This is a genomic window from Methylobacterium persicinum (assembly GCF_022179525.1).
Taxonomy (GTDB): domain Bacteria; phylum Pseudomonadota; class Alphaproteobacteria; order Rhizobiales; family Beijerinckiaceae; genus Methylobacterium; species Methylobacterium persicinum.
The window spans coordinates 24837-49654 of the sequence record NZ_BPQX01000045.1; the positions used below are offsets into that span (position 1 = coordinate 24837).

22 protein-coding genes are annotated in these 24818 nt (G+C 67.7%); 8 read left to right on the top strand and 14 right to left on the bottom strand.

The annotated features are described in order from the left end of the window. Positions 1 to 21: 21 nt before the first annotated feature. Complete coding sequence (locus tag MFF22_RS18820) at positions 22 to 1614, bottom strand: ABC transporter substrate-binding protein (protein ID WP_238250845.1); 1593 nt, start codon at positions 1612 to 1614, stop codon at positions 22 to 24. A 431-nt stretch (positions 1615 to 2045) separates the two neighbouring features. Here MFF22_RS18820 and MFF22_RS18825 point away from each other — a divergent pair, with 431 nt between their 5' ends. From MFF22_RS18825 to MFF22_RS18845, 5 genes are all read left to right on the top strand, one after another. Further along, a complete protein-coding gene (locus tag MFF22_RS18825; RefSeq protein ID WP_238250848.1) occupies positions 2046 to 3641 on the top strand; it encodes an ABC transporter substrate-binding protein in 1596 nt (531 codons plus the stop codon). 7 nt (positions 3642 to 3648) lie between these two features. Further along, on the top strand, positions 3649 to 4590 hold the full coding sequence (locus tag MFF22_RS18830; RefSeq protein ID WP_238250850.1) for an ABC transporter permease: 942 nt from the start codon (positions 3649 to 3651) through the stop codon (positions 4588 to 4590). 20 nt (positions 4591 to 4610) lie between these two features. After that, positions 4611 to 5507, top strand: coding sequence for an ABC transporter permease (locus tag MFF22_RS18835; protein WP_238251022.1), 897 nt, complete (start codon positions 4611 to 4613; stop codon positions 5505 to 5507). Positions 5508 to 5518: 11 nt separating this feature from the next. Continuing rightward, complete coding sequence (locus MFF22_RS18840) at positions 5519 to 6517, top strand: ABC transporter ATP-binding protein (protein ID WP_238250852.1); 999 nt, start codon at positions 5519 to 5521, stop codon at positions 6515 to 6517. A gap of 112 nt (positions 6518 to 6629) precedes the next feature. Next, positions 6630 to 7658, top strand: coding sequence for an ABC transporter ATP-binding protein (locus MFF22_RS18845; RefSeq protein ID WP_238250854.1), 1029 nt, complete (start codon positions 6630 to 6632; stop codon positions 7656 to 7658). On the opposite strand, the gene MFF22_RS18850 is transcribed toward MFF22_RS18845, so the two are convergent. Further along, positions 7622 to 7939: a hypothetical protein gene (locus tag MFF22_RS18850; RefSeq protein WP_238250856.1), complete on the bottom strand. Its 318-nt coding sequence runs from the start codon at positions 7937 to 7939 to the stop codon at positions 7622 to 7624. The genes MFF22_RS18845 and MFF22_RS18850 overlap by 37 nt on opposite strands. Before the next feature lie 131 nt (positions 7940 to 8070). Here MFF22_RS18850 and selA point away from each other — a divergent pair, with 131 nt between their 5' ends. Next, entirely contained in the window at positions 8071 to 9474 is a 1404-nt protein-coding gene (gene selA, locus MFF22_RS18855) for an L-seryl-tRNA(Sec) selenium transferase (protein WP_238250858.1), read from the top strand. A gap of 161 nt (positions 9475 to 9635) precedes the next feature. Further along, entirely contained in the window at positions 9636 to 10103 is a 468-nt protein-coding gene (locus MFF22_RS18860) for a MarR family winged helix-turn-helix transcriptional regulator (RefSeq protein WP_238250860.1), read from the top strand. A gap of 3 nt (positions 10104 to 10106) precedes the next feature. Here the strand turns inward: MFF22_RS18860 and MFF22_RS18865 are convergent, their stop codons facing one another. From MFF22_RS18865 to MFF22_RS18885, 5 genes are all read right to left on the bottom strand, one after another. Then, positions 10107 to 11432: a pentapeptide repeat-containing protein gene (locus MFF22_RS18865; RefSeq protein WP_238250861.1), complete on the bottom strand. Its 1326-nt coding sequence runs from the start codon at positions 11430 to 11432 to the stop codon at positions 10107 to 10109. Between the two features lie 102 nt (positions 11433 to 11534). Continuing rightward, positions 11535 to 13850: an FdhF/YdeP family oxidoreductase gene (locus MFF22_RS18870; protein ID WP_238250863.1), complete on the bottom strand. Its 2316-nt coding sequence runs from the start codon at positions 13848 to 13850 to the stop codon at positions 11535 to 11537. Positions 13851 to 13930: 80 nt separating this feature from the next. After that, the gene (locus tag MFF22_RS18875; protein WP_238250865.1) at positions 13931 to 14218 is read right to left on the bottom strand and encodes an MTH1187 family thiamine-binding protein; all 288 of its coding nucleotides are present in this window, start codon (positions 14216 to 14218) and stop codon (positions 13931 to 13933) included. Between the two features lie 116 nt (positions 14219 to 14334). Beyond that, positions 14335 to 14874 carry a formaldehyde-activating enzyme gene (gene fae, locus MFF22_RS18880; RefSeq protein ID WP_238250867.1) on the bottom strand — a complete coding sequence of 180 codons (540 nt, stop codon included), beginning with the start codon at positions 14872 to 14874 and terminating at the stop codon, positions 14335 to 14337. A gap of 61 nt (positions 14875 to 14935) precedes the next feature. Next, positions 14936 to 16195 (bottom strand): NRAMP family divalent metal transporter, encoded by a 1260-nt coding sequence (locus MFF22_RS18885; RefSeq protein ID WP_238250869.1) that lies wholly within the window; start codon positions 16193 to 16195, stop codon positions 14936 to 14938. A gap of 76 nt (positions 16196 to 16271) precedes the next feature. Here MFF22_RS18885 and MFF22_RS18890 point away from each other — a divergent pair, with 76 nt between their 5' ends. Further along, on the top strand, positions 16272 to 16487 hold the full coding sequence (locus tag MFF22_RS18890; RefSeq protein WP_238250871.1) for a hypothetical protein: 216 nt from the start codon (positions 16272 to 16274) through the stop codon (positions 16485 to 16487). A gap of 4 nt (positions 16488 to 16491) precedes the next feature. On the opposite strand, the gene MFF22_RS18895 is transcribed toward MFF22_RS18890, so the two are convergent. The 7 genes from MFF22_RS18895 to bamA all read right to left on the bottom strand — a co-directional run bounded on the left by MFF22_RS18895 (position 16492) and on the right by bamA (position 24439). Next, the gene (locus MFF22_RS18895; RefSeq protein WP_238250873.1) at positions 16492 to 16950 is read right to left on the bottom strand and encodes a hypothetical protein; all 459 of its coding nucleotides are present in this window, start codon (positions 16948 to 16950) and stop codon (positions 16492 to 16494) included. A gap of 111 nt (positions 16951 to 17061) precedes the next feature. Continuing rightward, positions 17062 to 18258, bottom strand: a complete 1197-nt coding sequence (gene lpxB, locus MFF22_RS18900) for a lipid-A-disaccharide synthase (protein ID WP_238250875.1) — start codon at positions 18256 to 18258, stop codon at positions 17062 to 17064. After that, a complete protein-coding gene (locus MFF22_RS18905; RefSeq protein ID WP_238250878.1) occupies positions 18255 to 19118 on the bottom strand; it encodes an LpxI family protein in 864 nt (287 codons plus the stop codon). The genes lpxB and MFF22_RS18905 overlap by 4 nt, the downstream gene beginning before the upstream one ends. A 10-nt stretch (positions 19119 to 19128) precedes the next feature. Beyond that, positions 19129 to 19947, bottom strand: coding sequence for an acyl-ACP--UDP-N-acetylglucosamine O-acyltransferase (gene lpxA, locus MFF22_RS18910; RefSeq protein WP_238250879.1), 819 nt, complete (start codon positions 19945 to 19947; stop codon positions 19129 to 19131). Positions 19948 to 19951: 4 nt separating this feature from the next. Next, the gene (fabZ, locus tag MFF22_RS18915) at positions 19952 to 20416 is read right to left on the bottom strand and encodes a 3-hydroxyacyl-ACP dehydratase FabZ (RefSeq protein WP_238250881.1); all 465 of its coding nucleotides are present in this window, start codon (positions 20414 to 20416) and stop codon (positions 19952 to 19954) included. Positions 20417 to 20534: 118 nt separating this feature from the next. Beyond that, a complete protein-coding gene (gene lpxD / locus MFF22_RS18920; RefSeq protein WP_238250883.1) occupies positions 20535 to 21596 on the bottom strand; it encodes a UDP-3-O-(3-hydroxymyristoyl)glucosamine N-acyltransferase in 1062 nt (353 codons plus the stop codon). Positions 21597 to 21880: 284 nt separating this feature from the next. Then, positions 21881 to 24439, bottom strand: a complete 2559-nt coding sequence (gene bamA / locus MFF22_RS18925) for an outer membrane protein assembly factor BamA (RefSeq protein ID WP_238250885.1) — start codon at positions 24437 to 24439, stop codon at positions 21881 to 21883. Positions 24440 to 24818 lie beyond the last annotated feature (379 nt).

Below are 24818 nucleotides of genomic sequence, written 5' to 3' on the forward strand. Positions count from 1 at the left end.
GATCTAGCCGGAAATCCGGCCTCAACCCGCCCGGCCGACGTTCCAGAACAAGGGTAGCCCGGTCAGCACGCCGGTGAGGTCGCGGCGGTAGGCGCTCGGCTGGAAGTACTGGCCACAGGGCAAATAGGCCCCCACCTCCAGGGCGCGGGCCTGAATCTGCGCCGCGAGGGCCTGCTGTGCTTGCTCGTCCGGGGCTTCGAACCAAGCCGTGCGCAGAGTTTCGATCGTCGGGTCGGAGAGCCAGCTCGGGATCCCGGCGCGGCCGTTGCCCCGGGCGGCGAGGTGATAGGCCGGCGACAACTGGTCGAGGCCGCCGGAGAATACCCCGAACATCGACCAGCCACCCTGGTCGATGGGCTTGGCGTTGAGGATACGCTGGTTCACCGTTCCCCAATCTGTCGCGACGTAGTCGAGGTTCATGCCGAGCTTGCGGCAGACATCGCCCATCACCTCGCAGATCGCGGAAATCCGGGGCACGTCGGTGCCGGCGAGGAGTACGACACGCTCGCCCTTGTAGCCCGCCGCGTCGAGGGCGCGCTTCGCGACCGTGAGGTCCCGCGGGCCGGTCAGGGCCTCCATCCCGGCCTTGGAGGCCATGGGGCCGCCGGGGGTGAAGACCCCGCACGGGCCACGCTTGATGGTGGGGTCCGTGCCGGCCACCGCATCCATCATCTCGCCCTGGTCGATGGCCGTGAGCAGGGCGTGGCTCACCGCTGGATTGTCGAAGGGCGGCTGGGTGTGATTCAGACGGATCTGCCCGATCAGCCCCGCCGTCTCAATCAACTCGACGCGGATGTCTTGCTGCCGGGACAGTTCGGGGACGAGATCGACCAGAGGCTGCTCCCACCAGTCGATCTCCCCCGAACGGAGTGCGCCGGCTGCCGTCGCCCCATCGGGGATCGTCCGCCACTCCACCCGGTCGAACCGCGCGACCTTTGGGCCAGCGGTGAAGCTCGCGGTGCCGTCCTCCCGGGGCTGGTACCGCTCGAAGCGGCGGTAGACGGTGAGGGAGCCGGGCACCCGTTCCTCCGCGGAGAACCGGAAGGGGCCGCTGCCGATCATTTCGGTGACGGCCTGCGTGGCCGGCACGGCCGCGAGCCGTTCGGGCATGATCACCGGCACATAGGATACGGGCTTGGCCAGCGCTTCCGGCAGGAGAGGAAACGGACGCTTCAGGCGGAACAGCAGCACTTTGTCGGTGGGGGCCGACAGTTCGTTGACCACCGCGAAGAGGGCGCTCCCGAACGAATCCCGCTGCCCCCATCGCTTCAGGCTCGCCACCGCATCCTTCGCGAGGACCGGCGTGCCGTCGTGGAAGAAGAGATGATCGCGCAGGGTCAGCCGCCATGTCAGGCCACCATCCTCGACCGTGTGGCCGGAAACCATCTGTGGTTGAGCGCGGTAGGAGGTATCCAAGCCGTAGAGCGTATCGAACACCATCAGCCCGTGGGTGCGGGTGACGTAGTTCGTGGTGATGATCGGATCGAGGATCGCGAGATCCGCATAGGGCACGAAGCGCAGGGTCGAGGCGGATGCCGCCCGGACGAGGGCCGGCCGCGAGATCGTCCCGGCGATGAGGGCGCCTGCGCCCTGGATCAGCGTACGTCGCTTCATCGAACCCCTTTCGAATTTTGAATACGGCATAGCCAGCGTCGCAATGGCCATGCCGGAACCTGCTCGTGCAGCAGGCAGCGGAAGAGGGGCGGTGGGGGCGATGTCTTGCCTATCGAAAAGGCAATACGGCTGCCAGGGGATGAAACACGGCTTTGAGCGGGTCTCTCTGGACCCAAGCTGCACACCGCGTAAGCTGAACCCCCGACTGCTTCTGCGGAGTAAGACGGCAGTGACACTGGCCCGGCCTTTGCGAAGCTTCGCGCCGAGCCCGGCAGTGTCGATTGTCCGGCGTGTCAACGAACGTCGCGCGGATGCCGGTCGCCACAGTGGCTTGCCGCTGTCCGGCACGAGGTGCCGCGCGAGCCCAAAGAACGACCGACGTCACCGATGGGCTGCCCGATGAGGCGGAAAGCCTTGGCTTGGAGAGGATGATGGACCGTAGGACCTTCCTTAAAACCTCCGCCGCCCTCGGCGCCGCCGGCCTCGCGGCGCCCCGCCTCGCCACGCCGGCCTTGGCGCAGGGCGCGAAGGTTCTGCGCTTCGTTCCGCAATCCAACCTGGCGAACTTCGATCCCGTGTGGGGGACCCAATACGTCGTGCGCAACGCCGGTGCGATGGTGTGGGACATGCTCTACGGCGTCGATGCCAACCTGAAGCCTCAAAGGCAGATGGTCGGATCGGAGGACATGACGCCCGACGGCTTGACTTGGACCTTCCGCCTTCGCCCTGGGCTGAAGTTCCACGATGGCGAGCCCGTCCTGGCCAAGGACGTGGTGGCGAGCCTCAACCGCTGGATGGCGCGCGATCCCATCGGCGGCATGATCAAGGCCATTCAGGTCGAGTTGGTGGCGGTGGACGACAACACCTTCCGCTGGCGCCTGACGAAGCCTTTCCCGAAGCTGCTTTTTGCCCTTGGCAAGACCAACGTCCCCGGGGCGTTCATCATGCCGGAGAGGATCGCCAAGACGGATCCGTTCACGCAGATCACCGAGTATATCGGTTCGGGGCCGATGCGGTTCATGGCCAAGGAGTGGGTGCCCGGGGCGCGGGCCGCCTTCGAGACCTTCAAGGACTACAAGCCCCGCGACGAACCGGCCTCGTGGCTCGCGGGCGGCAAGCGCATGCTGCTCGACCGGGTCGAGTGGATCATCATGCCCGACGCCGCCACCGCCTCAGCGGCGCTTCAGAACGGCGAGGTCGATTGGTGGGAAAACCCGATTCCCGATCTCGTGCCATTGTTGCGCAAGGACGCGAACATCAAGGTCGATATCGCCGACCCACTGGGGAATGTCGGCTCGTTCCGGATGAACCACCTTCACCCGCCCTTCGACAATCCGAAGATCAGGCAGGCTGTCCTCGTGGGCATGAACCAGGAGGATTACATGCGCGCCATCGTCGGCGACGACGAAGCGCTGTGGAAGCCGCTGCCCGGTTTCTTCACCCCCGGCACGGAACTCTACAGCGAAGCCGGCGGCGCGCAGGTCGGCAAGGGCGATATCAAAGCCGCCCAGAAGATGCTCAAGGATGCGGGCTACAAGGGCGAGAAGGTGGTCTGCATCGTGGCGCAGGACCAGCCGATCACGAAGGCGCAGGGCGACATCACCGCCGATCTCCTGAAGCAGATCGGGTTCAACGTCGATTTCGTCGCGACGGATTGGGGCACGGTGGGCACACGCAGGGCCTCGAAGGCACCGCCCTCGCAGGGCGGATGGAACATGTTCCACACGTGGCACGCGGGCGCCGATGCCATCAATCCGGCAGGCTATCCGGCCGTGCGCGCCAACGGCGACAAGGCGTGGTTCGGCTGGCCGAGCGTGCCGGCGGTCGAAGCCGGCATCTCCGAATGGTTCGATGCGCCCGATCTCGCGTCCGAGAAGGCCGCCATCGACAAGACCAACGCAGCCGCCCTCGACGGTGTCGTCTACGCGCCGACCGGCTTCTTCCTGGGCTACCAAGCGTGGCGCTCGAACGTCTCGGGTGTCGTGAAGGGACCGTTGCCCTTCATCTGGGGCGTCTCGAAAACCTGAGGTTCGCATGCTCGGCTATATCGCTAGGCGAATCCTCGCCACGATACCGGTGATGGCGGTGGTGGGGCTGTTCGTCTTCAGCCTCCTCTACCTCTCGCCCGGGGATCCCGCCGCCATCATCGCGGGAGATCAGGCGACGCCGGCGGATATCGAACGCATCCGCGCCTCGCTCGGCCTGGACCGGCCGTTCCTGGTGCGCTTCGGCGAATGGGCATGGCACATTCTCCACGGCGAACTCGGCATCTCGATCTTCACCAACCTGCCCGTCACTACGCTGATCGGGCAACGGGTCGAGCCCACCGTGTCGCTCATGCTCGTCACCCTCGTGTTCGCCATCGTCGTCGCGGTGCCCCTGGGGGTCCTGGCGGCATGGAAGGCCGGCAGCCTGATCGACCGGTTCGTCATGGGGTTCGCGGTCATGGGCTTCTCCGTGCCGGTCTTCGTCGTAGGCTACATCCTCGCCTACATCTTCGCGCTGCAACTCGGCTGGCTGCCCGTCCAGGGCTACACGCCCATCGCGCGGGGCCTGTGGCCGTGGCTGTCCAACTTGATCCTGCCGTCGGTGACGCTGGGCCTCGTCTACATCGCCCTCATCGCCCGGGTGACCCGGGCGACCATGCTCGACGTGCTGAGCCAGGACTATGTGCGGACCGCCCGCGCCAAAGGCCTCGCTCAGCGCCACATCCTGTTCATCCACGCTCTCAAGAACGCGGCAGTGCCCATCGTCACCGTCATCGGCATCGGCATTGCCCTGCTGATCGGCGGCGCGGTGGTGACGGAGACGGTCTTCGCCATTCCCGGTCTCGGCCGGCTCACCGTCGATGCGATCCTGCGGCGTGACTATCCGGTCATCCAGGGTGTCGTGCTGCTGTTCAGCTTCACCTACGTCTTGGTCAATCTCGCCATCGACCTGTTCTACACAATACTCGATCCGAGGATCCGCTATTGAGCGTGACGATCGCCCCCCAGATGGACGTCTCCGCCCCGGCCGTGGCGGCACCGCTTCCCGACGTCATTCCCCCGCGCAAGGCGCGCGGCCCGGTCTGGCGCTTCGTGAGGCGATACCCGACGGTGGTGGTCGGCGGCGTGATCCTCGCCGTCATCCTCCTGGCGGCCCTGCTGGCGCCCTGGCTCGGCACCGTGGACCCGACGGCGCTGTCGCCGGCCAAGCGGACGCGGTTTCCGTCTGAGCAGTACTGGTTCGGCACCGACATGCTCGGACGCGACATCTACTCCCGGGTCATCTACGGGGCGCGGGTCTCCCTGCTGGTGGGCTTCACGGTGGCGATCCTCGCCTCCATCGGCGGGCTGGCCATCGGCCTCGTCTCCGGCATGGTCCGCTGGCTCGACGGCATCGTGATGCGCGTGGTGGACGGGATGATGTCCATCCCGCCGATCCTTCTGGCCATCGCCCTCATGGCGCTCACCCGGGGCTCGGTGCAGAACGTCATCATCGCCATCACCATCGCCGAAATCCCACGGGTCGCCCGGCTGGTGCGCGGCGTGGTGCTATCGTTGCGCGAACAGCCCTACGTCGAGGCGGCGGTGACCACCGGCACCCGCATGCCCGCGATCATCTGGCGTCACATCCTGCCGAATACCCTGGCCCCCATGACCGTCCAGGCCACGTACATCTGCGCCTCGGCGATGATCACGGAAGCGATCCTCTCCTTCATCGGCGCGGGTGTCCCGCCCTCGGTTCCCACCTGGGGCAACATCATGGCCGAGGGCAGGGCCCTCTGGCAGGTGAAGTTCTACATCATCCTGTTCCCCGCCATCGCCCTGTCCCTCACCGTGCTGGCGGTGAACCTCGTCGGCGACGGCCTGCGCGACGCCCTCGACCCCCGCATGGCCAAGGAAGTGTGAGGCGGCGACACATGACACAGGCACCGCTCCTCTCCATCGAGAACCTGCAGGTTCATTTCCGCACGCCCGAGGGGGTGAACCGCGCGGTGGACGGGGTGTCGTTCTCCATCGGCGCCGGGGAGACCCTGGCGATCGTCGGCGAGTCCGGCTGCGGCAAGTCCGTGACGTCGATGTCGATCCTCCGGCTCCTGCCCGAGCCGCCGGCGGCCATCGCCGGGGCGATCCGGTTCCAGGGGACGAACCTCCTCGACCTGTCCGACAAGCAGATGCGGAAGATCCGTGGGAACGACATCAGCGTCATCTTCCAGGAGCCGATGACCAGCCTGAACCCGGTTCTCACGGTGGGCCGCCAGATCGGGGAGACGCTCCGCCTGCATCAGGGACTCAGCCGGTCGCAGGCGGAGGAGCGGGCGGTGGAGATGCTGACCCTCGTCGGCATTCCAGAACCCCGGCGGCGGGTGAGGGAATATCCGCACCAGCTCTCCGGGGGAATGCGCCAGCGGGTCATGATCGCCATCGCGCTGGCGTGCTCGCCCAATCTCCTCATCGCCGACGAGCCCACCACTGCCCTCGACGTGACGATCCAGGCGCAGATCCTAGATCTGATGCGCGACCTGAAGCGGCGGGTCGGGGCGGCGATCATGCTGATCACCCACGATCTCGGCGTCGTGGCCGAAGTCGCCGACAGAGTGGTCGTGATGTATGCCGGCCGCAAGGTCGAGGAGGCGGCTGTCGCGGACCTGTTCCGCAACCCACGGCACCCCTACACGAAGGGCCTCATGGGGGCGGTGCCCCGGCTCGGGGCGGCCGCGCATGGGGAGATGACCCGGCTCGCAGAGATCCCGGGCATGGTGCCGAGCCTCAAGACACGGATCGACGGCTGCGTCTTCGCCGGACGCTGCCCGCAGGTCACCGAACTGTGCCGGACCCAGGCTCCCGCCCTGGAGCGGAAGGGGCCGGCCCATCTCGCCGCCTGTCACTATGCGCTAAAGGACGCGCTCGCGGCATGATGGTCAGTCGGCCGGTTAGACCCACGAAGCGACATCCGTCCCCCCTCGCGGGGGCGGGGGCTCAAGAGCGTGCGAGCGCCGACTCGCGTCGATCCGTTTTCGCGAGGCGCCCGTGAGCGAGACCCTGCTGGAGGTCAACGACCTCAAGAAGCATTTCACCCTCGGTGGCGGCCTGTTCGGCCGGAGCGGGAAGGTGCTGAAGGCGGTCGACGGCCTGTCCTTCACCGTGGACCGGGGGGAGACCCTCTCCCTCGTGGGCGAATCCGGCTGCGGAAAGTCCACCGTCGCCAAGGCGCTGATGCGCCTCTATCGGCCGACGGCGGGGCAGGTCGTCCTCGGGGGAACGCGGATCGACGAAATGTCGGACGGCGCCCTGCGCCCCCTCCGACGACGCATCCAGATGGTGTTCCAGGACCCGTTCTCGTCGCTCAACCCGCGGATGCGGGTGCGCGCGATCCTCGCCGAGCCGATCCGCAATTTCGGGCTCGCCCGGAACCGGGCCGACCTCGACACCCGTCTGGCCGCGCTGATGGAACGGGTCGGGCTGCCGCGGGATGCCCTCGGGCGTTACCCGCACGAATTCTCAGGGGGCCAGCGCCAGCGCATCGGCATCGCCCGGGCCCTGGCGGCGGAGCCGGACCTCATCATCTGCGACGAGGCGGTCTCCGCCCTCGACGTGTCGGTGAAGGCGCAGATCGTCAACCTGCTCTGCGACCTTCAGAAGGATCTCAACCTCGCGCTGCTGTTCATCTCCCACGACCTCGCCATCGTCGAGCACATGACCCATCGGGTCGCGGTCATGTATCTCGGCAAGATCGTGGAGATCGGGCCCCGGCGGGACCTCTTCCTGGCGCCGAAGCACCCCTACACCCAGGCATTGCTCTCCGCCGTGCCGGTGCCCGAACCGGGGGCGGCCCGGACCCGCATCGTCCTGAAGGGCGATGTGCCGAGCCCCATCGCCCCGCCCTCGGGATGCCGCTTCCACACCCGCTGCCCGCATGCCTTCGACCGCTGCCGAACGGAGATTCCCGCCCTGGACCCCGTCGGGCGGGGGCATTTCGCGGCCTGCCACCTCAACGACATACCAAGCGAGAACGGACGATCTCACTTGTCGTCGATGGCGCTAATGGGCGTCCAGTAGCACTTGCCGCCCGCGACCTTGGACGTGAGGCAGGCATAGCCCAAGGTCCGCGACTCGAGCGCCACCTCGTCGCCGCTCTTCCAGGACTTGCATTCGCCTGACGCGAGGCTCGACTTCAGGAGTTGGCCGAAGCCGCTCTCGTCGCCGGCCTGAACGAGTTGGAACAGGCGCTCCGTGACCTGCTGCGCGTGACAGCCGAAGCGTTCCTTGACGATGGTTTCGGCCTGGGCGTGACCGCTGCCGAGAACGGCCAGGGTGAGCGCGAGGGCAGTCTTCTTCATGGATCGGTCTCCTGCTTCGGACGTTCGGCGCGGGTCTGCCGGGTGATCTGGTCGGAAATCGGAACGGAGAATGGTGTCCGATCGGCGCGGCGCCCTGGCGTCCCGGAGTGACGCCATTATGTCATCGGCCGATGACTCAGGACCTCCTCGCCACCGCCAAGCGCCGGATCCCCTCGGTGGAGCGGCTGCTCGCCCACGGAGACGGCCTCCGGCTCACGGATGAATTCGGCCGCACGGCGTTGACGGCGGCGATCCGGGACGATCTGGCGCGGATCCGGTCGGGCGATGCGCCGGCGGGGGACGAGGCGGCGATCCTCGCGCGCTGCGGCGAGAGCCTTTCCTCCGCCCTTCGGCCGTCCCTGCGGCCGGTTTTTAACCTGACCGGTACGGTGCTTCACACCAACCTCGGCCGGGCTCTGCTGCCCCGGTCCGCCGCCCGGGCCGTCGAAGCGGTTATGACCCAGGCGACGAACTTGGAATTCGACCTCGCCACGGGCAGCCGGGGCGAGCGCGACGATCATGTCGAGGGTCTGATCTGCCGGCTGACGGGGGCGGAGGCCGCCATCGTCGTCAACAACAATGCCGCCGCCGTCCTCCTCGTGCTCAACGCCCTCGCCATGCGCAAGGAGGTCGTCGTGTCCCGGGGCGAACTGGTCGAGATCGGCGGCTCCTTCCGCGTGCCGGACGTGATGGCGAGGGCAGGGTGCCGGATGCGGGAGGTGGGGACCACGAACCGGACCCACCTGCGGGACTTCGCCGAGGCCTTCGGACCGGCCACCGGCCTCGCGATGAAGGTTCATCCGAGCAACTACGCGATCTCCGGCTTTACGGCGCAGCCGGACCCGGCCGAACTCCACGCCTTGTGCCAGGAGAAGGGAATACCCCTCGCTGAGGACCTCGGAAGCGGGAGCCTCGTCGACCTCGCGGCCTACGGCCTGCCGCCGGAGCCGACGGTGTCTGCCGCCCTGTCGCGGGCGGATGTCGTGACCTTCAGCGGAGACAAGCTCCTCGGCGCCGTGCAATGCGGGATCGTCGCCGGGCGAAAGGATCTCCTTGCCCGCATCCGGAAGAGTCCCCTGAAGCGGGCGCTCCGGGTCGACAAGATGACTTATGCGGCCCTGGAAGCGGTGCTCCGGCTCTACCTCCATCCCGAACGCTTGCGCGACGAGTTGCCGACCCTGCGCCTGCTCACCCGGGAGAGGGCGGAGATCGCCGGCCAGGCGAACAGTCTTCTGCAAGCCGTCTCCGACAGGCTTGGAGGGCGGGCGAGCGTGAGCGTCGCCGAGACGATGAGCCAGATCGGGTCCGGTGCCTTGCCGGTGGAGACGCTCCCGAGTGTCGCGCTGGTCCTCACGCCGGACGGTGACGGAGCGGAGCGGCCTCGCAGTGCGGGCGGCCGATGCCGCCGCCTCGCCGAGGCCCTTCGCAACCTGCCTGTCCCGGTCATCGGCCGAATCAAGGACGATACGATCCTCCTCGACCTGCGCACGCTGGAGGATGAGGCGGGCTTCCTGAACAGCCTCTCCGCGCTGTAGGACCGACATATACAACTCAGGATAGAGGATGCGTCGCGAAATCGCTGTCTCATCCCCATCCCTCATGTGATTTTCAGATGGTATGATAAGCTCGTACGTCCGCTTGAGCCCGATCGGCTCTGCGCGGTCGCATCGCGGGTAGTACCGGGCGAGCGTTCGAGATGGCTGACACGGCAGAGATGATCGACCTTTCGACTGCCGCCGATCCCCTGCGCCTCGACAACCAGCTTTGCTACGCGCTCTACGCGGCAGCGCACCGGATGACGAAGTCGTACCGGCCTTTGCTGGAGCGTCTGGGCCTGACCTACCCGCAATACCTCGTTCTTCTGGTACTCTGGGAGCAGGACGGCGTGACCGTCTCCGAGATCGGCCGCCGGTTGCGGCTCGATTCCGGGACGTTGACTCCCGTCCTGAAGCGCCTCGAAGCCGCGGGCATCCTGCGGCGGACCCGCCGCGTCAGCGATGAGCGCGAGGTCGAGATCGCCCTGACCGCCCGGGGCAGGGAACTCCACACCGACGCGGTGACGGTGCGGGAAACGGTCATGTGTCAGCTCGAGATGACAGAGCCCGAGATCCGCAACCTGCGCCGGGATCTCAACCTCGTCATCGACCGGCTCGGCGGCGAGTGATCCTCACCGCCTCAGGCGGTTGCCGAGGACGAAGCCGAATAGCCCCATCAGGATGATGCCGACGGCACCTTCTATGCCGACGAGGAGGTTGGTGACCCGGCCCGTGGGCTTGAGACCGATCTCGGGCGGATTGGCGGTCATCATGTTCAGGGCGCTGTAGCTCATCAGATCGAGGGGGTTGTAGGTCGGACCAGCCTCGGGCCCTTCCAGGATGATGAGCCCCCCTGTCAGCCCGTAGAGCACCGCGAAGACGCCGATCAGCAGGACGAAGGCGCGGGTGATGCGCGAGAGGCTCTCGCCGTAATCGCACAGCCATTCGACGAACCGGTCGGCCACCCAGCGATAGCCGTGCTTGGCGAAGGCCCGCCAGTCACGCTCCTGCCAAGCTGATCTCGCCTGTGTGCCGGCATGGTGCCGCCCCATGCGCCGGCCGCGCTTGTAGGCCCAACTCGCCGAGTCCTGATCGCCGATGCTCTTCCAGTTCTGTTCCAGGGCGAGGTAGCTCGCCTGAGCGGCTGCGAAAGACCCGGCGACTTCCTCACCCACGGCGCCGCCCAGCTGCTCCACCTGCATCCGCGTGCCGTTCAGCCATGCCCCCGAGAACTTGGCATGGCGCAGGCGGCACGTGGCGAGGTTGAGACGTACGAGGTTCGTGTCCGACAGGTCGGCGCCGGAGAAGTCGGCCCCATCGAGTTTCGCCCCCGTGAAGCTCGCCCCGCGCAGGCGCGAGCCCGCCAGCACGGCCTTGGCGAGGCTCGCCCCCTCAAAATCGGCATGGGTCAGGTTGGCGTCGCTGAGCTTGGCCTCGTCGAGTCGGGCATCCCGGAAAACGGTGTCGTCGGCATCGGCCCCGGTGAAGTCCGTACCCCACAGGTCTGCCCTGGTGAAATCGGCTCCGTCAAGAAGGCCCTGCGACAGGTCCGCGAAGCGCATCGCCGCTCCGCCGAACCGGGCATCCTCCAGCATCGCCTGCGACAGGCAGATCTGCCCCGCCACGATGCCGGTGAAATCGGCGCCCGAGAGGTCGCTCTCGGTCAGGTCGGCTTCTTCCAGGATCGCCCCGGCGAAGCGCGCCGAACGGCCGACGGCCCCGGTCAGGGTCGCCCGCCGCAGGTTCGCCCCGCTGAGATCGGCGTCGTCGAGGCGAGCGCGGGGAAGTTCCGCGCCGGTCAGGGCGAGACCGCCGCTCTCCCCATCGCGCCAGACCGGCACTCCGTCGTCGCCGGCGAGTGTCGCGAGGGCCTCCCGGCTGCAATCCAGGCGTGAGAGGTCGAGCCCCGGCGCCGTGAGGGGAACGGACGCGCCCGCCGCCTCGAGCAGCGCGCGCATCCGTTGCTCCGGCTCCGGGGCAGCCGCAACGTGTGTCGTGTCAGTCATGGGGGATCCATGACGGACTCGACACTGCCGCGCCAGCCCTCCGGCCCCAGTCGCTCACCCTTCGGCCGCAATCCGCACGGCGATCGACTTGGCCGCCGGCGTCTTGGTCTGGGCATCGTGGTGCCAGAGGGGGAGCAGCACGTTCATTTCCGGGTAGTAGCCGGCGCAGTTGCCCTCCGGGATGTCGTAGGCGACGACCCGGAGGCCGCCGAGGCGTCGGCTCACCCCATCGTCCGACACTGTCTCGACGGCGGCCTGGGCCCCGTCCCGAAGGCCGAGCCGGCCAATGTCGGCCCGGTTCATGAACAACACGTCCCGTGTGCCATCGATACCGCGGAACCGGTCGTGGTAACCGTAGACCGTCGTGTTGAACTGGTCGTTCGACCGCAAGGTGATGAGGTCGAGGATCTCGCCACCGCGTTCCGGCAGGTCGGGATCCGCCTCGAGGCCGCCGGGGACGGCGAAGTTCGCCTTGCCAGTGTCCGTCTCCCAGCGGCGTTCCCGGGCCGGGAGGGGCTTGGCGAGGCCGCCCGGATCGAACATCCGCCCATCGAGGTCGTGGAAGACCTTGGGATAGGTCGCCTCGATCGCCCGGCGCACCTTCGCGTAGTCGCCCACCCAGGCGTCCCAGTCGATCCGCGGGTTGGCGGGCACGGTCGCCTTGGCGATGCCCGCGATGATGGCAGGCTCCGAGCGGAGCTGCGGGCTCACCGGGTCGGCGACGCCCCGCGAGCCGTGGAACCGCGCGGTCGAATCCTCCATGGACACACTTTGCGGCCCTGTGGCCTGCCTGTCGATCTCGATCCGCCCGAGGCAGGGCAGGAGGTAGGCCACCTCGCCGTTCACGAGGTGCGAGCGATTGAGCTTCGTGGCGATCTGCACAGTCAGGCGCTGGCGGCGCCATGCGGGCTCCATCACGCTCGTATCCGGCACGGCCCGGAGGAAGTTCCCCCCGAGGCCGATAAAAGCGCGGACGCTTCCGTCGAGGACCCCCTCGCAGGCCTCCACGGTGTTGAGCCCCTTCTCCATCGGCGGCTCGAACCCGTAGAGTTCGCGCAGCTTGTCCATGGGCGCCAGTTCGGGCTTCTCGGTGATGCCGACCGTCCGCTGCCCCTGGACATTCGAATGGCCGCGGACCGGACAGATGCCGGCGCCGGGCTTCCCGATATTGCCCCGGAGCAGAAGCAGGTTCGCCAACATGCGCACCGTCTCCGTGCCCCGGCGATGCTGCGTCAGCCCCATGCCGTAGACGCCGATCACCGCCCGGGCGCGGGCATAGACCGCCGCCGTGCCCTCCAGGGCGTGGCGGCTCAATCCCGAGCGGCGTTCCAGGGCCGCCCAATCCTGCCCGTCGCAGAAGCGCACGAATTCGTCGAGGCCGTGGGTATGTTCGGTGATGAAGGCGTGGTCGAGGACTGCCGGTCGGCCGGCCTCCTTGGCATCCCGGTCGGCGGCGATCAGCGCCTTGCAGATTCCGGTGATGGCAGCGAGGTCGCCACCCGCCTTCACCTGATGGTACTGGGTCGAGATCCGGGTGGAGGAGCGGGTCAGCATCTCCATCGGCGACTGCGGATCGGTGAAGCGCTCGAGCCCCCGCTCCTTAAGCGGATTGAAGGCGATGATCGACGCCCCCCGCCGCCGGGCTTCCTGCAGCGGGTGAAGCATCCGCGGCGAGTTCGAGCCGACGTTCTGGCCGAAGAACAGGAGAAGGTCGGTCTGCTCGAAATCTTCGAGCCGAACCGTGCCGACCGGCGAGCCGATCGATTGCGGCAGCGCCACCGAGGTCGGCTCGTGGCACATGTTCGAGGAGTCGGGCAGGTTGTTGTTGCCGTAGAGCCGGGCAAGCAGGGCATACATGTAGCTCGCCTCCAGGGAGGCCCGGCCAGAGGCGTAGAACACCACCGATTTCGGATCGAGGCCCTTCAGTTCCCTGCCGATCTCGGCGTAGGCCTCTTCCCAGGTGCAGGGCCGGTAGCGGTCGCTGGCGTGATCGTAGCGCATCGGGTGGGTGAGGCGGCCCGCCTCCTCCAGCGCGTAGTCGCTCCATCCGAGCAGGTCGGTGACCGTGTGCTGGGCAAACAGGTCCGGTGTGGCCCGGCGCCTCGTCTGCTCCCAGGCGGTCGCCTTGGCGCCGTTCTCGCAATACTCGAAGGTGAGGGGCTTGGCCGGCTTCGCCCAGGCGCAGGACGTGCACATGAAGCCGCCGGGCTTGTTCTGCTTGGTGAGCATCGCGGCGCCGGTGACCGGCACGCCCTCGCGGGTCAGAATCTCCACCAGGGAACGCGCCGAGCCCCAGCCGCCTGCCGGCCCCTCATAGGGTTCGATCCGGACCTCGCGGGGAGCGTCGTCCTGGCTGATCGTCTTGTCCATGACCGTACTTCTCACCGCGCCTCAGTGAAGCGTGAACGCGGCAGATGCCGGAACGATCAAAGTCAGAGCGCCGCGGGCATTCAGGAGACGGCGGCGAGCTTGTCCGCCATGGTCTGGACCTTATCCCGCCGCGTCGAAAAGATGAGCGTGATGAAGGTCCGCTGGACGCCGAGTTCGGCCAGCCGCGCCTCGCACCGCTCCACGAGGGCGCAGATATCGGACAACTCGCCGTCGATATTGGTGCCGTTGGGATGCATCGTGGCATCGAGGCCACTGGACTCGATGATCGCCTTGATCTCCCTGACATAGGGCGACACCGATGGGCCGACGCCCATCGGCACGATGCACAGGTCGGCTGATACCTTCATGGGGCGGATCCTCGGTGTCTTCCCCCCGCCACCGGGCGGGGCGGGAAAGTCTACACCCGCCGCGCCCTCCGTCCCACCGCCGCCCCTGGGGAAGGGGAGGCGGCCAAGGAGCCGGATCAATATTCGATCAGGTCTTCCAGGGCGTAGTGCTTCACCGTCTTCCGGTTGGCGATCAACTCATCCACCGTGGGCTCGCCCTTGAGGGCGCGTGCGATGGCGAGTTTCGTCGCCTCGTAGTTGGTGCGGTAGAGATCCTTGCGGTCGAGGTTGTCGTCGTCGGCGCAGCGCGCGTCGAGCCACACCATGATGATCATGCAGAGATCGTCCAATCCCTCCTTGGGGAGGATACGCTCGATGATGCAGTCGACGATGGCGTCGCCGATCGCCGCCTGGACGACACCGCCCAAAAGCTCGACGTAGTCGGCGCTCTGGATGGTGACCTTGCTCGTCATCATCGTCACCGGGCGCACGAGCTGGTTGAGGTCGCGGACCACGTACATGCGGGTATGGCCCTGGGCCTGACCCATCATCGAGGCGAAGGCCTGACCCACCGGGCCGCGGACCGATCCGATCAGCACTTCCGGCATCGCATCGGTGTACTGGCCCTCCGCGGCCAACACGGTGGCTTCACCCGCCCGGAACCAAATCTCAGACATGATCGTCTCCCTTGCCGCGCCGGGGAGACATCATACGCCTGATGCCGTCAACCGGCATCGGTCAGATCAGGCCGATTGCGTCGAGGACACCGACCATCGCGAAGGCGATGGTGAGCCCCGCGATCGCGTACACCACCCATTTGTAGGCACCCTTCACGCGCTTGTCCTCGGGCAACGCCCGGGTCGCGAGGAGAATCAGGAGGCCGAGGGCAAGCGGCAGGAGCAGCGCATTCATCACCTCGACGGCGACGTTGAGGGCGACGAGGTTCGAGACGAGCTGTACGGTGATCGCCCCGGCCACGACAGCGATGGCGAAGATCGCATAGAAGGCCGGCGCCTCGCGGGGGGACTTTTCCAGGGAATGGGGTCGGCGCGTGACGTCGCCGAAGCCCCAGGCCAGCGCCAGGGCGACGACGTTGAGCGCGACGAATGCGGCGGCGATGATCCCCACGCCGAACACCGCCTGACCGAGGAGAGAGCCCAGGGCCGGAGTGAAGGCCTTGGCGAGGTCGCCCACGGTCTGCAGGCCCTGGCCGCTGCCGTCTGCGGCCTTCCCGATGGTCGCGGCGGCCGTCAGCAGGATCGCGCCCATGACGCACTGAGAGATCACCGCCCCAATGAACGTATCGAGCCTGGCGCGGCGCATGTGATCCCAGCCGAGCCCCTTATCGACGATGGCTGACTGCTGGTAGAAGATCATCCAAGGCATGATCACCGCGCCGATATTGGCCGCGATCAGCACGCGGAAGTCTCCATTGCCGAGGGGGATGTGCGCGAACGACTTGAGAATCGCCTCGGGGTCGGGCCGGGCTGCCACGGCGAGCCCCACGAAGACCAGTTCGAACAGTCCCACGACGATGGCGACGCGCTCCACCTTCTTGTAGCTGCCGGTGAAGACGAGGAGCAGCAGTAGCGCGGCCGGGAGCCCGAGGCTGACGAGGCGGGGCACGCCGAACAGGTCGCCGATCCCCGCTATGCCGGAGAACTCGGTGACGATGGCACCCACCCCCGCCACGACGAGGCCGGCGTAGGAGATCCAGGCGAGGACCGGGCCGTAATGGTCGAGGATCAGCTCGCCGTGCCCCCGTCCGGTCGCCGTCCCGAGGCGGACCGTTAGTTCCTGAACGATGTAGAGGATCGGGATCAGCAGGATCTGCAGGAGCAGCAGGGAGTAGCCCCATTTTGCGCCGCTCTGCGCAGCAGTGATCAGACTGCCGACATCCGTATCGGCGAGCATCACCACAAGTCCCGGCCCTGCGACCTTGAGGAATGCCGAGAGGCGGGGCAGGGAGGAGGCCGTGGAGGCTTGCTGTGTCGGCATGGGGCGGGAACAGGTCCCGGCAGCGCGGGTTCCGCTCAGCGGCGGGGTGCGTCATTTCTCACAGGCAGGAAGCATCATGGCCGAGCAGCCGGGACGAGAGGCAAGCTGGAGTCTTCAGGCCAGCGCCGTCCGCGAAGGCGTGCGGCTTGAACTGACGCTGCCGGACCTTTCCGGCGAGTCCTTGACCGCCGCGGTGATCCTCGACCGCGCCGAGGCCAGGGCCTTCGCCCGGGCGCTGCTAGCGGCGGCAGGAGATGCGGCCGAGCGCACCTTCCCGCACCCCGACGTTTAGCAGGCTACTGCGCCTGGAGACCGGGCCGGCGGCCGGGGAGACGGGGGACCTTCGTCCCGCGCTTTTCGACCGGCGCCGAACAGGAATAGGCGAACTCGCTCTTCAGCGGGTCGAACACCGTCTCGCCGGTGATGGTGCAATCTTCGCGGACGGTCTCGTCCAGATAGGCGCGGGCCGCGGTCCGGAAGCGGCTCGTGCGGGTGCCGGCCGGGTCCGGATCGATCCGCAGGTCGTTCAGGTTGCAACCCGTGACTTCGCGCAGGGCATTCGAGACGATGAGCACCCGGCGCTGCTGCCGGTTGTCATAGACTTCGTAGGGCTCTTTGCAGCCGATGGTCACGACCTGCGATGGCAGGCCGACATAGGTCTTCGAGATGTAGGAGAAGCTCGTCGCGGTGCAGCCCGCCAGGACCGGGCTCAGCAGCACCGGGGCCGCCAGGACGAGGAGCGGAAGCCGCCGCACGATCCGCCATTCCTCTCAATGCGGGATGTCCCGCGTGGCACGGGGTCCATCCGCCGAACATTCCACTCTGCATTGGACCGCGGCTTCACATCCGGTCAAGCTGTCCGTGACTTAGGCTCCGTCGCCGTCCCCGGCCTGTGGCACTGGAGCCACCGCCGACCGGCGCAGGACCGACAGAACCACCCGTGCCGCCGCCCGGCTCGGCGAGTCGCCGTCCGGCAGGATCGTCAGCTCATCCATGCGCGCGAGGGCGGCGAGCTGAACCTCCCGATCCGGGCCGCCCCGGAGCAGGGGCAGGAGCGCCGCCACGAGATTGTCTGGCGAGCATTCGGCCTGCACGAATTCCGGCATGGCGTTCCGGTCGAGGATCAGGTTCGGCAGCACGATGCTCGGCACCTGAATCAGCCGCCGCGCGATGAATTCCTCCACCCGCGACACCTTGTAGGCCACGACCGACGGGATTCCAGCGAGCGCCAGTTCGAGGGTGACGGTGCCGGAGGCCGCGAGCGCCGCCCGTCCGGACCGGAACGCGGCATATTTCGCCGCCTCGCCCGAGACGATCCGCACCGGCACGTCCCATGCCCGCGCCAGTTCCTCGATCCGCGCCCGATGACGCGATACCGCCGGAAGAACCGCCTCCACGTCCACCTGCCGGGCGATCCTCGCCAGGGTGGGACCGAAGACCGGCATGAGGCGCTCGATCTCCGAGCGTCGGGAGCCGGGCAGCACGACGAGAGGGTAGGGCGCCCGGTCGCGCCGCGCCTGTTCCGCCGCATCGGGTCGCAATTCGCCGAGGCGTTCGATCAGGGGATGGCCCACATAGGTGCAGGCGGGGCCGCCGAGGCGCAGATGCGCATCCGGCTCGAAGGGCAAGAGCGCGAGGACATGATCGATAAACGGGCGCATCCCCTTGGCCCGCCAGGGCCGCCACGCCCAGACGCTCGGGGACACGTAGTCCACGATCGGGATGGAGGGGGCGGCCTTGCGCACGCGCTGGGCGACGGCATGGGTGAAGCCGGGGCTGTCGATGATGACCAGCACATCGGGCCGGGCTGCCACGACATCCGCCGCCGTCTCGCGGATCCGCCGCAGCAGGGTCCGCGCCCGGGCGAGGACGGGGAGGTAGCCCATCACCGCCACGTCATCGAGGGGGAAGAGCGAGGTGAACCCCGCCTCCGCCATCGCCTCTCCGCCCACTCCCCCAAAGGTCACGCCGGGGGCGGCCTCCCGGAGAGCCCGCATCAGCTTGGCCCCGAGCTGATCGCCCGAATCCTCCCCGGCGACGAGCCAGATCCTCGGCCCGCTCACGGCGAATCCCCGAAGCCGATCACGAACAGGCCCAGCCTGTCGGCCTCCGCGGCGGTGGCCGCCCGGTCGATCACGAGCGTACTTCCGGCCCTCAGGGCGAGGCCGGCGCAGCCGGCCGCATGGGCGTTGCGGATCGTCCGGGGGCCCACCGTCGGCAGGTCGATCCGCAGGTCCTGGCCAATCTTGGGCGCCTTCACCAAGACCGTACCGGCATTGGGCCGACCCCGGCCGAAGGGCTTGCGCCCCAGGGTACGGGCGCGGGCGAGCATTTTGTCAGTGCCTTCGGGCCCTTCGACGGCCAGCACCCGGTCCCCCGCTACGGCGACAGCCTGCCCGACATCGAAGGGCGCGAGGGCATCGAGCACGGTCCGACCCGTGCGGATGGAGGCGACGGCCTCCCCGTCCGCCTTCACGAGGCCGAGGGGGCCTTCCGGGCAGAGCAGGTCGGGTGCAACCTCATGGACGCCGAGGACCCTGTGGCCGTTCTCCTCCACCAAGCCGAGGGCGGCGCGCAGGAGCCGGTCGTCGCCGCCCGCAGCGATCTCGCGCAGGGCCTCCCGGTTGCGCCATGCGGCGCCGGCATTGAAGATCGCCGCCGCACTCGGGCGGGCCACACTGCCCGCCGGCACCACGATCGCCGGACCCCAGTTGCTGAGGAGCCCGAGGGTCGCCGACAGGTCGAGCAGGTCGACGACGGCGTCGGCCCTCCCGCGCAGGGCACGGACCGTGAAACCCCGCAGGGCGATCATCCGGAACGGCTTGCCCGCCCGCTCGAGGGAATCCGCGACGAGTTCCGGCAGGCGGCCGGCGCCGGCGATCAGGACAAGGTTGCCCCCGCCTTGGGTGGACGTCCCGGCCATGGTCGCGCGATCAGGCGCCGCCCACCGGAATCGGCGCCTCGCGGGGCGTGCAGATGGATCGCTTCCCGCCCGCGCGGATGAACTCGAGGATCTCGCGCACAGCCGTATGGGATTCGAAGGTCGTGGAGACGTCCTCGACCCGCTCCATCAGTGTGCCCTCTTGGGCGAAGAGCAGGCGATAGGCCCGGCGCAGGGTGTGGATGTCCTCCCGGGCGAAGCCCCGGCGCTGCAGCCCGACGATGTTCAGGCCCGACAGATAGGCCCGGTTGCCGAGGACCATGCCGTAGGGAATGCAGTCGTTCTCCAAACCGGAGAGGCCGCCGACGAAGGCGTGGGCCCCCACGCGGGCGAATTGGATCACCGCCGCACCGCCGCCGAGGATGGCGTAATCCCCCACCGAGCAATGCCCGGCCAGCATCACGTTGTTGGAGAACACAACGTGGGAGCCCACCCGGCAATCGTGCCCCACATGGGAATTGGCCAGGAAGGCGCAGTGGTCGCCGATCACCGTCTCCAGGCCGCCACCGGCGGTGCCCGGGTTCATGGTGACGCCCTCGCGGATGAGGCAATCCTCACCGATCGTGAGGGTCGAGGGCTCGCCGCGGTACTTCAGGTCCTGGGGCGGATGCCCGATCGAGGCGAAGGGGAAGATCCGCGTCCGTGCGCCGACGCGGGTGCGCCCTGCGACCACCACGTGGCTGACCAACTCGCAGGCTTCCCCGAGCACCACATCCGGCCCGACATGGCAGAACGGGCCGACCCGCACGCCGTCGCCGATCACGGCGCCGTCCTCGATCACGGCGCTCGGGTGGATCCCGGGGGTGCTCATCAAATCACTCCGTCACCAGCATGGCGCCGATCTCAGCTTCGGCGACCAGGACGCCGTCCACCTTCGCTTCGCCCCGGAACCACCACATCGTCCGGCGGTGGTTCAGCTTGCGCATCTCGAAGCGGATCTGGTCGCCGGGAACGACGGGCTTGCGGAACTTGCACTTGTCGATGGTCATGAAGAACACCTGCTTCGTGCGAAGCTCGTCCGTCATGATCTGCCGGCAGCAGATGGCCCCCGCCGTCTGCGCCATGCCCTCGATGATGAGGACGCCGGGGAAGACCGGCAGCCCGGGGAAATGGCCCATGAACTGCGGCTCGTTGGCCGTGACGTTCTTGATGCCGACGCAGCTCTCGTCCCGATCGATGTCCACGATGCGGTCGACCATGAGGAACGGGTAGCGGTGCGGCAGCAATTCCAGAAGCTTGTGAATGTCCGCCGTGCCGAGAACCTGATCCGTTCCACTCATCGTGCCGCGCCGCCCTCGATTGCCGCCTGCGCCCTGCCGACGGTGGCTTCTCTTCGCAGAAACGCATTGATGTGCAAGGGCGTTCTGGCCGCCAGCGACGGCGCGCCGGGTCTGTCGCTCAGTCCTTGTCGCCCTCCGCGGCAGCGTGTCCCGAGCGCTCGGCGAGGCGGGCGAGGGTCGTCAGCTCGCGGAACCACGCCCGGACGGGCTTGGCCGGAGTGCCACCCCAGCGCGAGCCCGGAGGTACGTCCCGGTTGACGTTGGAGGAGCCGGCGATCTGAGAGCCCCGCCCGATGCGCAGGTGCCCGACCACGCCGACCTGACCGCCGAGGACGACGTAGTCCTCCAGGGTCGTGGACCCGGAGATGCCGACGCCGGACACGATCACGCAGTGACGTCCGATCACAACGTTGTGGGCGATCTGAACGAGGTTATCGATCTTCGTGCCCTCGCCGATCACCGTATCGCGGGAGGCACCCCGGTCGATCGTCGTGTTGGCGCCGATCTCCACGTCGTCCTGCACGATCACCCGGCCGACCTGCGGCACCTTCAGATGGCTCGCCCCCATGGCGAAGCCGAACCCGTCCTGTCCGATCCGGGCGCCGGGATGGACGATGACTCGGTTGCCGAGCAGGGCGTGGCTCAGGGTCGTGCCGGCGCCGATGGCGCAATCCCGCCCGATCCGCACCCCTGGCCCGATCACCGCGTTGGGTCCGACGACGGTGCCCGCGCCGATCTCGGCACCGGGGCCGATGACGGCTCCCGGATCGACGGTGACCCCGTCTTCCAGCTTGGCGTCGGGATGGACATGGGCCCCCGGGGAGAGCCCCCTGCCGCCGAATTGCGGTCCTGGCTGCAGGGCGTCGGCATAGAGGCGCCCGAGGAGGCTGGCATAGACCCGGTAGGGATCGCGGCAGACCACCGGCACGGTCTCCGCCGGGCAGCGGGCGGCGAAGCGCGGCCCCACGAGGCAGATCCCGGCGCGGGTCTGCGATAGAGCCTCGCCGTAGCGGGCATTGTCCATATAGGCGAGGTCGTCGGGGCCGGCGCTCTCCAGGGGTGCCGCTCCGGTAATGGGGCGGCCGGGCTCGACACCCTCGGGCAGGGCGACGCCCGCCGCCGCGGCGACGTCCGAGAAGGTGAGCCCGGTTGCGGGGGTGAAGAATTGCGTGTCGGACATCTCGAAGCCTGCACGTCGCCCCACCCACGGGCAGGACGACGGGATTTCAGGGCGTTACCCCCGAGGGGGTTGCCGGTTCGGCCAGGAGGCGACCGACACGACGACCCGGAGCGTTTCCTCTGATCCCCGCGTCGCCGGGATCTCTACCGACGCGGCGAGTCGCCACGCCGGAAGTCGCGTCGCTCCTTTGGAACTCCCGACGCCAAATAGCAACGCCGGCGCGGACCCCGAGGGACCGGCCGGCGTCGTTGAGTGGGCGGCGGGTCGCCGCCCGACGGGTCGACTTAGAAGCGCGAGCCGCCCGAGAAGCGGAACGCCTGGGTCTGGTCGCGACCGATATGGCCGTACTTGCCGAGGATCGGCACGAAAACCTTCTCACCTTCATCCTTCGACAACGCGTAGGCGTAGTCGAACCGGATCGGGCCGAGCGGCGAGTTCCAGAGGATGGACGCACCGACCGAGGAGCGGATCGTGGCCTTGTCGCGGACGTTCACACATTCCGGCTCGACGCCGATCGTGTAGGCGTTGAAGGCGCAGCGGCCGTTCGAGTAGCCGTTGATGAACTGGTCGCCGTTGACGTCGAAGGTCGTCTTGCCGTGGTAGCCGAAGAGCGTACCGGCATCGGCGAAGAGCGCGCCCTTCAGGCCCAGGTCACGCGGCACCCCGTAGAGCGGGAACTGCACTTCCAAGGTACCGCCGACATAGGTCGAGCCGCCGATGGCGTTGGAGCGGGCGTCGGCAATGCCGACGTCGCGCGGGCCGATGCCGTTCGGAGCGAAGCCGCGGACCAGCGACGGGCCGAGGAAGAACTGGTCGGTCACCCGCAGGGGCTGGCCGTCGAGGGATTCGACGTGACCGCCCTGGAAGCGGACGAAGCCGACGACGTCCTCGTACAGCTCCTTGTAGTAGCGGGCGTCGGCCGTGACGCGGAAGAACTTGGAGTCGCCGCCGAGGCCGGCCACGTCAGGCTTCAACTCCGCGTAGATGCCGTTATGGGGCGCGCCGACCACGTCGAGCGTCGAGTAGGCAAGGGTGAGGCCGGCCAGCGACGTCAGCGTGTTGCCCTGCGAGCCCTTGATGGCGATCGAAGCCTCACCGTCATAGGCACAGGCCGGGTAAGCCGCCTGGCCGCTGACGTCACGCCCATTCAAGACCGTGCCGGTGGGGTAGGTCGCCGTGTAGCCCGGGATCGGGAAGGAGCAATCGTCGTACGGCTTCTTGAGGGTGTTCGGGACCTTCAACTCGGTGTTGTACAGCGAGTAGCGGAGGGTAACGCCGAACTCTTCGGTGACCGGCAGACCGAGGCGGAGCTGGCCGCCATAGACCGTCGTCTCGTAGCGCGAGTACCGGGTCAGGTCCGAGTACTTGTAGAAGGCGTCGAAGCCGGCCGCGAGGCGGTAGCCGAGGAAGTAAGGCTCCGTGAACGAGAAGTCGACGCCACGCGAGTACTGGCCGCCGGTGCCGGCGAGGCGCACGTACTGACCGCGGCCGAGGAAGTTCGATTCCGAGACCGAGACTTCGCCGATGATGCCGTCCTGGGTGGAGTAGCCGCCGGCCACCGAGAACGAACCCGTGGGCTGATCCTCGACATCGATGTTCACGACGACACGGTCAGGCGACGAGCCGGGCTCGTTGGAGAAGCGGACCTTCTTGAAGAAGCCGAGGCCGTTCAGGCGGCGCTCCGCCCGGTCCGTGAGAACGCGGTTGTAGGCGTCGCCCTCGGCGAAATCGAGTTCGCGGCGAATGACGTAGTCGCGGGTGCGGGTGTTGCCGCGGATGTTGATCCGCTCGACGTACACGTGCGGACCGTCTTCCACCACGAAGCCGAGGGCGACCTTCTGGGTCGCCGGGTCGCGCTGGCCGGTCGGGCGGACCTGGGCGAAGGGATAACCCGCCCGGTTCACATCGCGGGTGAGGGTGGTCAGGGTCTTCTCGACGTCGTCGGCATTGTAGGTCTCGCCCACGCCGGTGGCGATGTCGGTGCGCAGGGCCTCGGTGTCGAGGCCCGGGAGGCGGGAATCCACCGCCACGGCACCGACCGAGTACTGCTGGCCCTCGTTGAGGGTGATCGTGATGATGTAGCCGGACTGCTCGCCTTCCACGTAGCGCGCATCGGCGTTCACCACCTGGAAGTCGGCATAGCCGTTCTTCAGGTAGTAACGGCGCACCTGCTCCAGATCGTTGGTGATGCGGTCCGGATCGTAGACGTCCGAGGTCTTGATGAACGACAGGAAGTTCATCTCCGACGAGCTCATCAGCCCGCGCAGCGTCCGCTCGGAATAGGCCTGGTTGCCGACGAAGTTGATGGCGATGATGCCGGTCTTATCGCCTTCGTCGATCTCGTAGATCACGTCGACCCGGCCGTTGGGCAGGTTCACCGTGCGGTAGGTGACCTTGGCGGTGCCGCGGCCGAAGCGCTTGTAGACATCACGGATGCGGGCGAGGTCGGCGTTGATGGTCGCCTCGCTGTAGGGGCCGCGGGCCTTCGACTCGACGACGCTCTCGAGCGTCCCCTTCTCGACCTTCTTGTTCCCTTCGAACACCACCCGGTTGATCAGGTTGTTCTCGCGGACCGTCACGACCGTGCGGCCGCCGGATTGCGTCACCTTCACGTCCGAGAACATTCCGCTGGCGAGGAGATTGCGCCGTGCCTCCTCGGCGGAGCCGGAGGCGGTACCGGTGACGTAGGAACGGATCGTGTCGGCGTCGACGCGCTGGTTGCCCTGCACGACAATCTGCTGTGCCTGGGCGGCGCCGCCCAGGACCATGCCCGCCCCAGCGGAAATCAGGACGATGGTCTTCCGCATCGACTTGCGCCGATGCTTGCCCGTCAACGACATCATGCAATCGCCCGTTTCTGATCTGGTCGCAGGCCTTGCCTGCGCGGGCGACCGTTGGTCGATCGTCCCATTCCCGTGGTCCAAGCGTGGCTTCGGTCCAAGCGAAGCTATTAAAGGGAATTCCCTCTCAAGCAAACGCACCCTACGCCTCGACCAGGGGATTTTGAGGGGTCGTGGCCTTCGCGCCACTTAACGTGCAGCCCTCCCTGTGGAGAAACAGGCAAACATGCTGAACGGAGGGTAAACCCTTCGCGGGGTGAGGCTTTCGGCCTCCGCTCCCGACTGGCTTCACGGTCCGTCAACCATGTCCGGGGCGCCGATCGCGGCACCCCGGGGACGGATTTGTGGCGGCTCCGGGGCAGCCGCTCAGCCAAGCACACCT